Below are 14,087 nucleotides of genomic sequence, written 5' to 3' on the forward strand. Positions count from 1 at the left end.
GGAGGAACACGATGACCGCTACGGCGGAACGCCCGACCACCGCCTGGCGTGGATTCCACACCGGACAGTGGTGCGACGAGATCGACGTACGTGACTTCATCCAGACCAACTACACGCCGTACGAGGGCGACGCGGGCTTCCTGTCCGGACCGACGTCCCGCACGACGGCGTTGTGGCACCGGCTGACGGAGATGTTCACCGACGAACGCGCCCGCGGGATCTACGACGTCGACGTGAGCACCCCGTCCTCGATCACCGCGCACCGGCCCGGCTACATCGACCGCGACCACGAGCTGATCGTCGGTCTGCAGACCGACGCACCGCTCAAGCGCGCCATCATGCCCGCGGGCGGGCTGAGGCTGGTGGACAACAGCCTCAAGACCTACGGCTACCGGCTCGACCCTCGCGTCGAGGAGATCTTCACCAAGTACCGCAAGACGCACAACGACGGCGTGTTCGACGCCTACACCGCCGAGATCCTGCGAGCGCGCAAGGCCGGCATCATCACCGGACTTCCGGACGCGTACGGCAGGGGCCGGATCATCGGGGACTACCGGCGCGTCGCCCTTTACGGCGTCGACCGCCTCGTCGCGGCTAAGCGAGCCGAACGAGCCGTCCTCGACGACATGGCGTCCACCGAGGACATCATCAGGGACAGGGAGGAACTGGCGGAGCAGATCCGCGCGCTCGGCGAGCTCCGCGACATGGCCGCGGCGTACGGTCACGACATCTCCGGCCCCGCCACCACCGGCCGGGAGGCAGTGCAGTGGCTGTACTTCGCCTACCTGGCCGCGGTGAAGGAGCAGAACGGCGCCGCGATGTCGTTGGGCCGCACGTCCACGTTCCTCGACGTCTACCTGCAGCGCGACCTCGACGAGGGTGTGCTGACCGAGCGCGAGGCGCAGGAGCTCGTCGACGACCTGGTGATCAAGCTGCGGATCGTGCGGTTCCTGCGCACGCCGGAGTACGACCAGTTGTTCTCCGGCGACCCGACCTGGGTCACCGAGTCGATCGGCGGCATGGGCCGCGACGGACGCCCGCTGGTCACGCGCACGAGCTTCCGGTTCCTGCAGACGCTCTACAACCTCGGACCGGCGCCTGAACCGAACCTGACCGTGCTGTGGTCGCCGCGCCTGCCGGAGGGGTTCAAGCGCTTCTGCGCCAAGGTCTCCGTCGACACCAGCTCCATCCAGTACGAGAACGACGACCTCATCCGCCCGACGTTCAGCGACGACACCGCGATCGCGTGCTGCGTGTCGGCGATGCGCGTCGGCGAACAGATGCAGCTGTTCGGCGCTCGCGTCAACCTCGCCAAGGCATTGCTGTACGCGATCAACGGCGGCCGCGACGAGGTGTCGGGTGCGCAGGTGGCCCCGGCGTTCCCTCCGATCACCTCGGAGTACCTGGACCACGAGGAGGTGCGGGCGGCGTTCGACCGCATGACCGACTGGCTGGCGAAGACGTACGTCGAGGCGCTCGACATCATCCACTACATGCACGACAAGTACGCCTACGAACGCATCGAGATGGCGCTGCACAACCATCCGGTCCAGCGGTTGCTCGGCTGCGGGATCGCCGGCCTGTCGGTGGTCGCGGACAGCCTGTCCGCGATCCGGTACGCCAGGGTGAGAGTGATCCGCGACGAGACCGGCCTCGCCGTCGACTACGCGGTCGAGGGCGACTTCCCCAAGTACGGCAACAACGACGACCGTGCGGACGCGATCGCCGTCGGCCTGGTCGAGGACTTCATGCGGAAGGTGCGGCAGTACCCCGCGCACCGCGGCGCCGTGCACTCCCAGTCGGTGCTCACCATCACCTCGAACGTCGTCTACGGCAAGCACACCGGCAACACCCCGGACGGCCGCCGCGCCGGTGAGCCGTTCGCGCCAGGCGCCAACCCGATGAACGGCCGCGACCGGCACGGCCTCGTCGCGGCGGCGCTGTCGGTGGCGAAGCTGCCCTACGACCAGGCGCAGGACGGGATCTCGCTGACCGCGAGCATCACCCCCACGGGCCTCGGTCAGACCGAGGACGAGCGGGTGACCAACCTGGTCGGCCTGCTCGACGCCTACACCGACGCGGGCGGATTCCACCTCAACGCCAACGTGCTGAACCGCGAGACCCTGCTCGACGCCATGGCACACCCGGAGAAGCATCCGCAGCTCACCATCCGGGTCTCCGGTTACGCGGTCAACTTCGTCCGGCTCACCCCCGAGCAGCAACGCGACGTCATCAACCGCACCTTCCACGAGTCGCTGTGACCACAACCGGATCAGTCCACTCGTGGGACGTCTCCACGGCGGTCGACGGACCGGGCACCCGCTTCGTGCTGTTCCTGAGCGGGTGCCCGCTGCGGTGCCTGTACTGCGAGAACCCGGACACCTGGCACATGCGCGACGGCCACCGCAAGACGGTCGACGAGGTCATGGCCGAGGTCGCGAAGTACCGGCGGTTCATCGAGGTCGCCGGCGGTGGCCTGACGATCACCGGCGGAGAACCGTTGCTCCAGCCCGACTTCACCGCCGCGGTGTTCCACCGCGCCAAGGAGCTCGGGCTGCACACCGCTCTCGACACGTCCGGGTTCCTGGGTGCACGGGCGTCCGACCATCTGCTGACCGACACCGACCTGGTGCTGCTGGACATCAAGTCGTGGGACCCGGCCACCTACCGGCACGTCACCGGCGGCGAGGTCGCGCCGACGCTGCGGTTCGCGCGCCGGTTGTCCGACCTGGGCAAGACCATGTGGATCAGGTTCGTGCTCGTGCCAGGACTCACCGACGACCCGGACAACGTCGCGGGCATCGCGTCGTTCGTCAGCACCCTGAAGACCGTAGAACGCGTGGAGGTGCTGCCGTTCCACAAGCTCGGCGCGCCCAAGTACGCCGCACTCGGCATCCGGTTCCCGCTGGCCGACGTCCCCACCCCCGACAACGACCTCGTCCGCCGCGTGCGGGACCAGTTCGCCGGCTGCGGCGTCCCGGTGCACTGATCAGGCGAGCGAGAGCTGGTCGCGGTGGAAGTCGAAGTGCCGCACCGGGAAGCGGTAAAGGTCCGCGATGGTCATGAACTCGTGGAAGCACGGGTCCCAGCGCGTCGGGTAGGGCATGCCCTTCGCCAGGCCGATGTCGTTCTCCCGGTCGAGGCGGCGGTGCAACGACGCGATCGTGCGGTCGCACAGCACGAGCATTGCCCGGCGGGGCAGGAGGCTACCGCCCAGCCAGGAGCCCGCGAAGTTGACGACGTCGAAAGGTTTGGTTCCGGCGTCGAGCAACCGGGCCCAGGTGCGGCCCACCCCGCCGGGCAGCCGCGCGACGATCCGGGCCAGGCCGATCAGCGCACGCATGATCAGGAAACCGAGCAGCATGTGGAACAACAGCTGCCGGTTGGTCCACCGCGTGCCGTTCGAGCGGCGGCGGAGTTCGTGACCGGACGTGTCGCTGAGCGCCGTGCGGAAGGTCGCCCGCACGCGCTCGAGGTCGTCGTGAACCGCCTGCCTGTCCATCACCCGAGTGTGCTCCTCGCAACCGCCTGGGTGCTGATGGTCGTCCCCACGTCACCCGACAGCAGCGCCTTCGCATCGGTCAGCGCACCGATGGCCGCCGTGCTGCCGGTCGCCACCACGAACCGCCGGCACGCCTCGACCTTCGGCCCCATCGAACCGGCCGGAAAGGTCAGCCGGTCGATCTCCGCCACGTCGAGGTGGCGCAGCGGTTCGGCGTCCGGCAGGCCGAAGTCGGTCATCACGGCCGGCACGTCGGTCAGCAACAGCAGCCGGTCGGCCTTCAGTCCGATCGCGAGCACGGCGGACGTGAGGTCCTTGTCCACCACGGCTTCCACACCACGCAGCTGCCCGTCGTCCACCACGGGCGCGCCGCCGCCACCCGCGCAGACCACGACAGTCCCGCCGCTCACCAACTGCTCGACGGACTCCTGCTCGACGAGCCGCAGCGGTTCCGGTGACGGGACGACACGGCGCCAGTGCGGGCCGTCGGCCGCCATCGTCCATCCGTTCTGCTCGGCCAGCTGATCAGCCTGGTCCCGGTCGTAGATCGGGCCGATGAACTTGGTCGGTGCGGCGAACGCCGGATCCGCTGCGTCGACGACGGTCTGGGTGACGACGGCGAGAACGGGTCTGCGGACGCCCGCGTTGCACAGCGACTGGGCCAGCCAGTAGCCGATCATGCCCTGGGTCTCGGCGCCGAGGGTGTCGAGCGGGTACGGCCGGCTCAACGACGGGTCGGCCTCGCTCTCCAGGGCGAGCAGGCCGATCTGGGGACCGTTGCCGTGGCACACCACGAGTTCGTGTTCGGCCGCCAGCGGCGCGAGTGCTCGCGCCGCCGCCTCGACGTGGTGGAGCTGGACGGAGGCGTCCGCGCGTTCGCCGCGCTGCAGCAGGGCGTTGCCGCCGAGGGCCACGACGATCCGCATCACGAGGCCAGTCCGGCGACGATGACCGCCTTGATGGTGTGCAGGCGGTTCTCGGCCTGGTCGAAGACCACCGACGCGGACGACGAGAACACCTCGTCGGTGACCTCGGCGCCCTCGAGGCCGTACTGGTCGTGCACGCGGCGGCCGACGGTCGTGGAGCGGTCGTGGACGGACGGCAGGCAGTGCAGGAACTTCGTGCCCGGCTTGCCGGTGGCCTTCATCAGCTCGGCGGTGACGCGGTAGGGCGTCAGCAGCGGCACGCGGGTGTCCCAGGCCTCCGGTGAGTCGCCCATGCTGACCCAGACGTCGGTGTAGACGAAGTCGACGCCCGCGACGGCCTCTTCGGGGTCCTCGGTGACGAGCACGCGGGCACCACTGGCCGCTGCCAGCTCGTGCGCCTTGGCGATCACGTCGGCGGGTGGCTGCAGCGCGGCGGGCGCGCCGATCCGCACGTCCATGCCGAGCAGCGCGCCGGTGACGAGCAACGACCGGGCGACGTTGTTGTGGCCGTCCCCCACGAAGGCGAAGGCGATGTCCTCGACCTGGCCGTCGAAGTGCTCGGTCATCGTGAGGACGTCGGCGAGCATCTGGGTGGGGTGCCAGGAGTCGGTCAGGCCGTTCCACACGGGCACGCCGGCGTGCTCGGCCAGCGTCTCGACGGTCTCCTGGGCGAATCCGCGGAACTCGATGGCGTCGAACATGCGGCCCAGCACCTTCGCGGTGTCCGGGACGGACTCCTCGCGGCCCATGTGGGAGCCGGTCGGGTCGAGGTAGGTGACGTGGGCACCCTGGTCGTGGGCGGCGACCTCGAACGCGCAGCGGGTGCGCGTCGAGCTCTTCTCGAAGACGAGGGCGATGTTCTTGCCCTTCAGAACGGGGTGCTCGGTGTGGGACGCCTTGGCGCGCTTCAGGCCGCGCGCCTGCGAGACGAGGTCGAGGAACTTCTCCTTGGTGAGGTCGAGTTCCTTGAGCAGAGAGCCGGGGTGTCGCATCGGAGAGGTCCTTTCAGATGCCGTCGCGCTGGATCGGGCAGGTCATGCAGCGAGCCCCGCCCCGGCCGCGGCCGAGTTCGTTGCCGGGGATGGAGATGACCTCGATGCCGTGGTCGGCGAGCATGGTGTTGGTGACGGTGTTGCGCTCGTAGCCGACGACGACGCCGGGGGCGAGCGCGAGGAAGTTGTTGGCGTCGTCCCACTGTTCGCGTTCGGCGGCGCGGGCGTCCTCGTCCGCGCACAACACGCGGAGGCGGTCGACCTCCAGCAGTTCGGCGATCGTGGCGAACACCGAGACGCGTTCCTCGACCCGCAGGCCCGCCGAGGCGTGCTCGACGACCTCGTGCGGATCGGCCGGTGTGATCACCCACGTGCGCAGCGCGGCCGGGTCGAGCTCCGGGTAGCGGATGAACGTGTCCAGGTCGAGCATCGTCATCACGGTGTCGAGGTGCATGAGAGCGTGCGAACGCGGGAGCTGCACGGCGATCACCGAGGTGGCCTGGCCGGTGCGGAACAGTTCGCGGGCCAGGATCTCCACGCCCATCGGGGTGGTCCGCTCCCCCATGCCGACCAGCACGACACCACGTCCCAGGACGAGGATGTCGCCGCCTTCCAGCGTCGCGGGCTGGTGGTTGGCGTCGTCGGCGCCGTAGTAGGTCGGGAACATCGCGCCGGCGAACAACGGGTGGAAGCGGTAGACGGCCTGGCAGTGCAGAGACTCGCGGCGGCGGGCGGCCTTCGCCATCGGGTTGATCGTGACGCCGCCGTAGACCCACGCCGAGCTGTCGCGCGGGAACAGGGTGTTCGGCAGCGGCGCAAGCACGAAGTCGTCCAGTCCCAGGGTGTTCCAGCGCAGGCTGTGCACTCCGAGCGGGGACAGGTCCGCGCGGGTCACGCCTCCGACGAGCAGTTCGGCGAGATCCGTCGCGTCGACCTTCTCCGCGAACTCGCGCACCGGTCCCGCCAGGGCCGGTCCGAGCAGTTCCGGCGTGCACACGCGGTCGAGCACGAACGCCCGTGCCTCCGGCAACGCCAGGGTCTGGGCGAGCAGGGTGCCGGTGTGGTGCACGGTGATCCCCCGCCCGCGCAGCACACCGGTGAACACGTCGTGTTCCTCCTGGGCCCTTGAGGCCCACAGCACGTCGTCGAACAGCAGCTCGTCGCAGTTGCGCGGGGTGAGCCTGCTGAGCTCCAGCCCTGGCCGGTGCACGATCACCTGGCGCAGCGCACCGACCTCGGAGCCGACGCCGAGGGTCATGACGCGACCTCGCCGTACTCACGGCGGCCGACCTTCAGCCAGATGTAGAGGGGCACGCCCAGCAGCAGGCACACGACGCCGTAGTAGACGGCCTGGTAGCCGCTGCCGGCCAGGGCCCAGAAGGCGAAGCCCAGCGCGAGCACCGACACGACGCCGTCGCGCACGAGGTGCGGCCACTCGGCCTTGCGGCCGCGGACCAACAGCCAGAACAGCTGTGCGGCGGCGCTGAACAGGTACGGCACGACGGCGGTGAACACCGACAGCAGCACGAGCGTGGTGAAGACCTGCTCGAAGTTGGTGTAGCTGACGACGACCAGCGCCGAGGCCAGCACGGTCGAGCTGATGATGCCGAAGCTCGGGATGTCACCGCGGGTGCGCAGGAACGCCTTGGGGAACAGCTTGTCCTTCGCCGCGGCCATCGGCATCTCGCCGATGATCAGCGTCCAGCCGACCAGGCAGCCCAGGCCGGAGACGACGGCGGCGACCGCGATCGCCTGACCGGCCCACTGGCCGCCGAACATCGCGTTGGCGGCGTCCGTGAACGGCGCCTTGCTCTCCTGCAGCGCCCCGTTCGGCACGGTGCCGAAAACGGCGAGGGTGCCGAGGACGTACACGACAGCGCACCCGATCGTGCCGAACACGGTGGCGCGGCCGACGTTGCGCTCGGGGTCGCGGACGCGGCCGGCGGCGACCGAGGCGGTCTCGATGCCGATGTAGCTGAACAACGCGATCGCCGCGGCGGCGGAGACGGCACCACCGAGTGAGAGGTCGCTGGCGTTGAACGGGCCGAAGTTCGCCGACTTGACGAAGAACAGCCCGACGGTCGCCATGAACAGCAGCGGCACGATCTTCAGCACGGTGAAGACGATCTGCGTCACGGCCATGCTCCGCAGCCCGGACAGGTTGACCAGGGCGGGAATCCACAGGCCCGCCAACGCGATCACGATGGACCAGCCGACCTGGTGCTCGGTGTTCACGAACACCTCGACGTAGCCGACCAGTGCCACGACGATCGCCGCGTTGCCCGCCCACGCGGTGATCCAGTAGCACCAGGCGTTGAGGAATCCCGCGAACTCGCCGAACGCGTCCCTCGCGTACACGTACGGGCCACCGGAACCGCTGAGGCGCTTCGCCAGCGCGCCGAACGTGAGGGCGAGGGCGAGAGCGCCGATCGACACGAGGACGAACGCCACGAGGCTCACCGGCCCGAACGGCGCCAGTGCGGACGGCAGGCCGAACACGCCGGTGCCGATCACGGATCCGACCACCAGCGCGGTGGCGGTGGGGAGGCCGAACCTCGACGGCCGCGGCCGGTCACTTCCCGGGTCGGGCCGCGTCTCGGCAGCCGGCCCGGCGATGTCTGTGCTCACGGCGAACTCCTCACTCCGATGTGGACCGTGTCGCTGTCAGCAGCGTGCGCCGCGGCCGCGCGATCCCCCACCACCCCAGGTCTTCTCGGCGGCAGGTCCTAGGTCCCCCGGCGGGCGGGACCCCGGTCTCTGCGCGGCACGCACCCGCGCGAGCAGCCTGGGATGGAAACCGGACAGAGGAGGAATCCTGATGAAGGCGCTGGTCTACCACGGGCCCGGGAAACGCGCGTGGCAAGAGGTTCCCAAGCCTGAGATCCAGGACCCGACGGACGCGGTCGTGCGCGTCACGGCGGTGACGATCTGCGGCACCGACCTGCACATCCTCAAGGGGGACGTGCCGGAGGTCGAGAACGGACGGATCCTCGGGCACGAGGCCGTCGGCGTGGTCGAGGAGGTCGGCGCGTCCGTCACCGGTCTCCAGCCCGGCGACCGCGTGCTGATCTCGTGCATCACCACCTGCGGACGCTGCCAGTACTGCCGCACCGGCAGCTACGGCCAATGCCTCGGCGGCGGTGGCTGGATCCTCGGGCACCTGGTCGACGGCGTGCAGGCCGAGTACGTGCGCGTGCCGTTCGCCGACACCTCGACCCACCTGCTGCCCGACGACGTGAGCGACACCGCCGCGGTCGTGCTGGCCGACATCCTGCCCACCGCGTACGAGGTCGGCGTGCTCAACGGGACCGTGAAGCCCGCGGACACCGTCGTGATCGTCGGTGCCGGGCCGATCGGCCTCGCCGCGATCCAGACCGCGCAGCTCTACAGCCCCGGACACATCGTTGCCGTCGACCTCGCGGCGTCGCGGCTCGACGCGGCCAAGCAGTTCGGCGCCGACATCACCGCATCGAGCGAGGAGGAGGCCGAGCGGATCGTCGGCGAGCTCACCGGCGGCCTGGGCGCCGACGTCGCCATCGAGGCGGTCGGGGTGCCGGAGACGTTCGAGCTGTGCGCCAAGCTGGTCCGTCCGGGCGGGCACGTCGCGAACGTCGGCGTGCACGGCAAGCCCGCGACGTTGCACCTGGAGAACCTGTGGATCCGCAACGTCACCATCACCACCGGGCTCGTCGACACCGTCTCCACCCCGACGTTGCTGCGCATGGTCGCGGCCGGCCGGATCGACGGGGAGCGGTTCATCACGCACCGGTTCGCCCTCGACGAGATGGAGCAGGCGTACGAGGTGTTCGAGAACGCGGGTGACACCGGAGCGCTCAAGGTCGTCCTGCAGGCCTGACGCGGCAACGACAAGAGGGCGCCGGGACGATCCCGGCGCCCTCTTGGACCACGGTGGTCAGTTCTCCGCGTACTGCACGATCCGCACGTCGGTCACACCCGCGACGGCGCGTGCGAGCACCTCCGCGACGTGCCGATCCGTCGCGTCGTTCAGCCTGTCCACAATGGACACCTTGCCGTCGCGCACCGAGACGGTCCACCGGTGCTCGGAGCCGATCACGTCGAGACGGTGCCGGATCTCGGCCTCGATGATCCAGTCGTCCCTGCTGATGGAGCGCAACAGGTCCCTGCGTGTCACGATGCCCGCGAGGTGGCCCTCGTAGACGACCGGCACGCTGCGCACTCCGCGTTCCAGCATCAGGTCCGCGACCTCGGCCAGGTCGGTGTTCGGCGTGACCGTCGCCGGGGAGGTCATCACCTGGCCCACCAGGTCGGCGGGGGCGACCCTGGCCTTGGGCGGCTCGCCGTGCACCAGTTTCCTGGGGTCCTGCGGCAATCGGTGCCGCAGCAGCTCGGTCTCGCTCACCAGGCCGACGAGCACGCCGTAGTCGTCCACGACGGGCAGCGCGGTGAAACCGCGTTCGGCGAGCAGGTGCGCCGCCTCGCGGGCGGGGGTGTCCGGCCTGACAACGACGACGTCGGCCGTCATCACGTCTCGAGTCCTCATCGTGCTCTCCTTCACCCGAAGATCTCGGTCTGGCGGGCGTGCGTCGTGTCGTTCCACCCGGCGCGCAGCCCGTTGCGGACGTCGACCACCCCGGGCAACGCGCGCACGAGGTGCTCGGCGATCTCGACCTCGCTCTGGCGCTCCAGCTGTCCCCGCAGGGCGACCACGCCGTCGTCGACCTCCACGTCGATGCCGTCCGGGTCCACCCACAGCATCCCGCCGAAGATCTGCTCGCGGATGTCGGTGCGCAGCTCGTCGTCCTCCCGCAGGTAGAGCTTCAGCAGGTCGCGCCGGGACAGCACGCCGACGAGCGCGCCGTCGGAGTCCATGACGAAGAGCCTGCGCAGTCCGGTGGCCGCCAGTTCGCGCGCGGCCGCGCTCGCCGCGGTGTCCGGCGTCACGGTCTTCACCGGGACCGTCATGAGGTCCTCGGCGGTCAGCCCGGACGCCTGGTCCCAGCGGTGTTTCACCGCGCGGCCGGCGAACAGTCCCGGCTCCTGCCCGGTGCCACCGCGGAACTCCTCCTTCGGCAGCAGGTCCGCCTCGGACACGACGCCGACGGGATAACCGCCGTCGAGCACGGGAACAGCACTGATCTCGTTGTCCTCCAACAGCTTCACGACTTCCTTGAACGAGCTGCCGATGTCGGCGGTGATCACCTCACGCGTCATCAGCGAGGCGACTGTCGGTTCACGCATGACACCCTCCGGTGATCTTCGGTCCACGTGCCTCCAGCCTTCTGCCGGAACCGCGGGCGGGACACCTGCCAAAGGCGCACGCGGACGGGACGCGGGTCCCGGAGAGGCGGGGACCTACGCCCCTCACCGCAGGCCGTCGTCGCTGCGAGTTTCAAAGGGCGACTTCGACCTGGAGGTGAGCCGGATGGACCGCGGTCAGCCGGACGAGAACACACTGCGGGCGGCGGTGGCGCTCGCCTGCCGCGCGCCGTCGGTGCACAACTCCCAGCCCTGGCGCTGGGAGATCGGCGCGCACAGCCTGCACCTGTACGCCGACCGCACGCGCGGCCTGCCCGCGATCGACCCGACGGGCGCCGACCTCGTGATCAGCTGCGGGGCCGCGCTGCACCACCTGCGCGTCGGGCTGGCCGCGCTCGGCTGGCGGGCGGTCGTGCACCGGCTGCCCAACCCGAGCCAGCCGGACCACCTCGCCGCGATCGAGTTCCAGGCGCGCGAGCCGAGCGAGGCGCTCGTCGCGCTCTCGACCGCGATTCCGCGCAGGCGCACCGATCGCCGTGCCTTCTCCTCCTGGCCGCCGCCTGACGCGATCCTCGACCAGCTCGTGCGGCGCGCCCGCAACGAGGGCGTGGAGGCGCTGGTCGTGACCGGAAGGGGGCGGGACGAACTGCTGATCGCCATCGACAGGGCTGCCGCCACCCAGGAGGCGGACCCCGCCTACCGCAGGGAGATCCGCGACTGGAGCGGCGTCTACCCCGGAGCCTCGGCCGGCGTGCCCGCCGCGAACATCCCCGCCGGACCGCACCGGTACGGCAACCTCCGGATGCGCGAGTTCGCGCCCGGTGAGCTGATCCAGGCCGACCGCAGGCTGCTCGGCGAGGACGCGGGGTCGTTGCTGTTGCTCAGCACTTCGTCCGACGACGACCTGTCGCGGCTGCGCGCGGGCGAGGCCGCGAGCGCGGTGCTGCTGGAGGCCACGTCGGCGGGACTCGCGACCTGCCCGCTGAGCCAGCCGCTGGAGGTCGTCGAGACCAAGGAGCTGGTGCGCGACCAGGTGCTCGGGGGCGCGACCTGCCCGCAGCTCGTCATCCGGATCGGCTGGGCCGGGTTCAACGCGGACCCGGTGCCCGGCACGCCCCGCCGTCCCGTCCTCGACGTCCTCAGCCACCAGGAGCAGCCGTGACCAGGTACATCCGCGACTTCACCACGCTCGGCAAGAACGACACCGGCATCGCCGGCGGGAAGGGCGCCAACCTCGGCGAGCTGACCCGTGCGGGCCTGCCGGTGCCACCCGGTTTCGTCGTGACCGCCGAAGCGTTCCTGACCTCGATGAGCCAGGTCCGCGAGGACCTCGCCGCCGAGCTCGCCATCGCGCTCGACCGGGCCACCGCGCCGGACCGCCTCGCGGAGTCCGCCGAACGCATGCGCGACCTGGTGCGCAAGGCCGGGATCTCCGACGACGTGCGGCACGCCGTGCTGCACGCCTACCGCGAGCTCGGACAGGACGAGTCCGTGGCCGTGCGGTCCTCGGCGACGTCCGAGGACACCGCGGGAGCCTCGTTCGCCGGGATGAACAGCACCTTCACGAACACCCGCGGCGCGCACGCCCTGCTCGACCGGCTGCTCGACTGCTGGGTGTCGCTGTTCGGCACCCGGTCGGTCGCCTACCGCGCCGAGCAGGACATCTCCGACGAGCCGGCCATCGCCGTCGTCGTGCAGCGCATGGTCGACTCCGAGCGCTCCGGCGTCATGTTCACCGCCGACCCGTCGACCGGGGAACGCGACCGGCTGCTCGTCGAGGCGTCGTTCGGGCTCGGCGAGGTCGTCGTCAGCGGGTCCGTGGAACCTGACACCTACGTCCTGCGCCGCGACGGCGACACGGTGTCCCTTGTGGACACCCGGATCGGCCGCAAGACGCACAAGATCGTTCGGGGTGCCAACGGCAACGACGAACGGATCGAGCTCACCGCGGAGGAGTCGCACACCCAGGTGCTAGCCGAGGCCGAAGCCGTCGCGATCGGCGAGCTCGGCGTGCGGGTGCAGCGGCACTACGGCGAGCCGCAGGACACCGAGTGGGCGATCGCCGACGGGAAGACGTGGCTCGTGCAGTCCCGTCCCATCACGACCCTGCCCGACACCGGCACGACCCCGGACGGCCCGCTGGTCGCCGGGCTCGGCGCCTCACCGGGCATCGCCTCGGGCCGGGTGCGCGTGCTGACCTCCCCCGACGAGGGCTCCCGCCTGCGCGACGGCGAGGTCCTCGTCGCCGAGATGACCAATCCCGACTGGGTGCCGACGATGCGGCGCGCGTCCGCGGTGGTCACCGACGGCGGCGGCATCACCTGCCACGCCGCCATCGTGGCCCGCGAGCTCCGCGTGCCGTGCGTGGTCGGTACCGGCGCGGCGACCTCGGTGCTGAAGGAGGGGCAGCAGGTCACCGTCGACGGCAGCGCGGGCGAGGTGCGGGCCGGCGCCGCGCCGATCACGACCGCGCCGCGCATCGTGCCGCCCGCCGTGCTCGCCACCGAGGCGCTCGGCACGCGGGTGTACGTGAACCTCGCGCTGCCCGAGCACGCCTCCGAGGTGGCGGCGATGCCGGTGGACGGCGTCGGCCTGCTGCGGGCGGAGTTCATGCTCACCGAGGCGCTCGGCGCCGAGCACCCGCGCCGGTTCCTGGCGCAGCACGGCACCGAGGACTTCCTCCACGCCATGACGTCGTCGCTGTTGCAGATCACCCACGCGTTCGCGCCGCGGCCGGTCGTCTACCGGACGATGGACTTCCGCACCAACGAGTTCCGCGAGCTCAAGGGTGGCGACGAGTTCGAGAAGCACGAGCACAACCCGATGATCGGCTACCGCGGCTGCTACCGGTACGTGGACGACCCGATGCTGTTCGGGCTGGAGCTCGAAGCACTGGCGAGGGTGCGGGAGCAGACGCCGAACCTGCACCTGATGATCCCGTTCGTGCGCACGAAGTGGGAGCTGGAGGCCTGCCTGGAGCAGATCGACCGCAGCCCGCTCGGCCGCCACCGCGGCCTGCACCGGTGGGTCATGGCCGAGGTCCCCTCGGTGGCGTACTGGATCCCCGAGTACGCGCGGTCGGGCATCGACGGGGTCTCCATCGGCAGCAACGACCTCACGCAGCTGATGCTCGGCGTCGACCGCGACTCCGAGCTGTGCGCGGACCTGTTCGACGAGTCCGACCCCGCCGTGCTGGACATGATCGGACGCATCGTCGGCGCCGCGAGGGACGCGGGCATCACGTCGTCGCTGTGCGGGCAGGCGCCGTCCAACAAACCGGAGTTCGCCGAGAAGCTCGTGGAGTTCGGCATCACGTCCATCTCGGTCAACCCGGACGCGGTTCCCTCCGCCAGGGCGGCGATCGGGTCGGCCGAGCGACGCCTCCTGCTGCGGCACGCCCACTGACACCTCACTCACCAGGGAGATCCA

The 14,087-nt window shown here is 70.4% G+C and carries 12 protein-coding genes; 5 read left to right on the forward strand and 7 right to left on the reverse strand.

What is annotated here, in order from left to right:
* The first annotated feature begins 11 nt into the window (after positions 1-11).
* Together pflB and pflA are read left to right on the forward strand one after the other, a co-directional pair.
* The gene (pflB, locus tag ACWF7A_RS06155; RefSeq protein ID WP_452249330.1) at positions 12-2,261 is read left to right on the forward strand and encodes a formate C-acetyltransferase; all 2,250 of its coding nucleotides are present in this window, start codon (positions 12-14) and stop codon (positions 2,259-2,261) included.
* On the forward strand, positions 2,258-2,989 hold the full coding sequence (gene pflA / locus ACWF7A_RS06160; RefSeq protein ID WP_452249331.1) for a pyruvate formate-lyase-activating protein: 732 nt from the start codon (positions 2,258-2,260) through the stop codon (positions 2,987-2,989). Before pflB ends, pflA begins: the two co-directional genes overlap by 4 nt.
* Here pflA and ACWF7A_RS06165 read toward each other — a convergent pair whose 3' ends face one another.
* From ACWF7A_RS06165 to ACWF7A_RS06185, 5 genes are read right to left on the reverse strand one after another with little or no spacing between them, the layout of a single operon-like run.
* Positions 2,990-3,502, reverse strand: coding sequence for a DinB family protein (locus tag ACWF7A_RS06165; RefSeq protein WP_452249332.1), 513 nt, complete (start codon positions 3,500-3,502; stop codon positions 2,990-2,992). It abuts the gene before it with no gap.
* Positions 3,502-4,428: a carbamate kinase gene (locus tag ACWF7A_RS06170; protein ID WP_452249333.1), complete on the reverse strand. Its 927-nt coding sequence runs from the start codon at positions 4,426-4,428 to the stop codon at positions 3,502-3,504. Before ACWF7A_RS06170 ends, ACWF7A_RS06165 begins: the two co-directional genes overlap by 1 nt.
* Positions 4,428-5,420, reverse strand: a complete 993-nt coding sequence (gene argF / locus ACWF7A_RS06175; RefSeq protein ID WP_452249334.1) for an ornithine carbamoyltransferase — start codon at positions 5,418-5,420, stop codon at positions 4,428-4,430. The genes ACWF7A_RS06170 and argF overlap by 1 nt, the downstream gene beginning before the upstream one ends.
* 13 nt (positions 5,421-5,433) lie before the next feature.
* Complete coding sequence (locus ACWF7A_RS06180) at positions 5,434-6,678, reverse strand: arginine deiminase (RefSeq protein ID WP_452249335.1); 1,245 nt, start codon at positions 6,676-6,678, stop codon at positions 5,434-5,436.
* Positions 6,675-8,048 (reverse strand): APC family permease, encoded by a 1,374-nt coding sequence (locus ACWF7A_RS06185; protein ID WP_452249336.1) that lies wholly within the window; start codon positions 8,046-8,048, stop codon positions 6,675-6,677. Before ACWF7A_RS06185 ends, ACWF7A_RS06180 begins: the two co-directional genes overlap by 4 nt.
* A gap of 190 nt (positions 8,049-8,238) precedes the next feature.
* Between ACWF7A_RS06185 and ACWF7A_RS06190 the strand changes: the two genes are divergently transcribed.
* The gene (locus ACWF7A_RS06190) at positions 8,239-9,276 is read left to right on the forward strand and encodes a zinc-dependent alcohol dehydrogenase family protein (protein WP_452249337.1); all 1,038 of its coding nucleotides are present in this window, start codon (positions 8,239-8,241) and stop codon (positions 9,274-9,276) included.
* 57 nt (positions 9,277-9,333) lie between these two features.
* Here ACWF7A_RS06190 and ACWF7A_RS06195 read toward each other — a convergent pair whose 3' ends face one another.
* Entirely contained in the window at positions 9,334-9,942 is a 609-nt protein-coding gene (locus ACWF7A_RS06195; RefSeq protein ID WP_452249338.1) for a CBS domain-containing protein, read from the reverse strand.
* A gap of 11 nt (positions 9,943-9,953) precedes the next feature.
* The gene (locus ACWF7A_RS06200; protein WP_452249339.1) at positions 9,954-10,640 is read right to left on the reverse strand and encodes a CBS domain-containing protein; all 687 of its coding nucleotides are present in this window, start codon (positions 10,638-10,640) and stop codon (positions 9,954-9,956) included.
* 184 nt (positions 10,641-10,824) lie between these two features.
* Here ACWF7A_RS06200 and ACWF7A_RS06205 point away from each other — a divergent pair, with 184 nt between their 5' ends.
* Both ACWF7A_RS06205 and ppsA read left to right on the forward strand, forming a co-directional pair.
* Positions 10,825-11,820 carry an Acg family FMN-binding oxidoreductase gene (locus ACWF7A_RS06205; RefSeq protein WP_452249340.1) on the forward strand — a complete coding sequence of 332 codons (996 nt, stop codon included), beginning with the start codon at positions 10,825-10,827 and terminating at the stop codon, positions 11,818-11,820.
* Entirely contained in the window at positions 11,817-14,063 is a 2,247-nt protein-coding gene (ppsA, locus tag ACWF7A_RS06210; protein ID WP_452249341.1) for a phosphoenolpyruvate synthase, read from the forward strand. Before ACWF7A_RS06205 ends, ppsA begins: the two co-directional genes overlap by 4 nt.
* Positions 14,064-14,087 lie beyond the last annotated feature (24 nt).

This window comes from Lentzea sp. NPDC055074, from assembly GCF_053608005.1.

What these genes read in the sequence shown, in the direction of transcription:
- pflB (WP_452249330.1), top strand. Translation starts at nt 12, where the DNA reads ATGACCGCTACGGCGGAACGCCCGACCACCGCCTGGCGTGGATTCCAC.
- ACWF7A_RS06165 (WP_452249332.1), bottom strand. Translation starts at nt 3,502, where the DNA reads ATGGACAGGCAGGCGGTTCACGACGACCTCGAGCGCGTGCGGGCGACC.
- ACWF7A_RS06170 (WP_452249333.1), bottom strand. Translation starts at nt 4,428, where the DNA reads ATGCGGATCGTCGTGGCCCTCGGCGGCAACGCCCTGCTGCAGCGCGGC.
- argF (WP_452249334.1), bottom strand. Translation starts at nt 5,420, where the DNA reads ATGCGACACCCCGGCTCTCTGCTCAAGGAACTCGACCTCACCAAGGAG.
- ACWF7A_RS06180 (WP_452249335.1), bottom strand. Translation starts at nt 6,678, where the DNA reads ATGACCCTCGGCGTCGGCTCCGAGGTCGGTGCGCTGCGCCAGGTGATC.
- ACWF7A_RS06190 (WP_452249337.1), top strand. Translation starts at nt 8,239, where the DNA reads ATGAAGGCGCTGGTCTACCACGGGCCCGGGAAACGCGCGTGGCAAGAG.
- ACWF7A_RS06195 (WP_452249338.1), bottom strand. Translation starts at nt 9,942, where the DNA reads ATGAGGACTCGAGACGTGATGACGGCCGACGTCGTCGTTGTCAGGCCG.
- ACWF7A_RS06200 (WP_452249339.1), bottom strand. Translation starts at nt 10,640, where the DNA reads ATGCGTGAACCGACAGTCGCCTCGCTGATGACGCGTGAGGTGATCACC.
- ACWF7A_RS06205 (WP_452249340.1), top strand. Translation starts at nt 10,825, where the DNA reads ATGGACCGCGGTCAGCCGGACGAGAACACACTGCGGGCGGCGGTGGCG.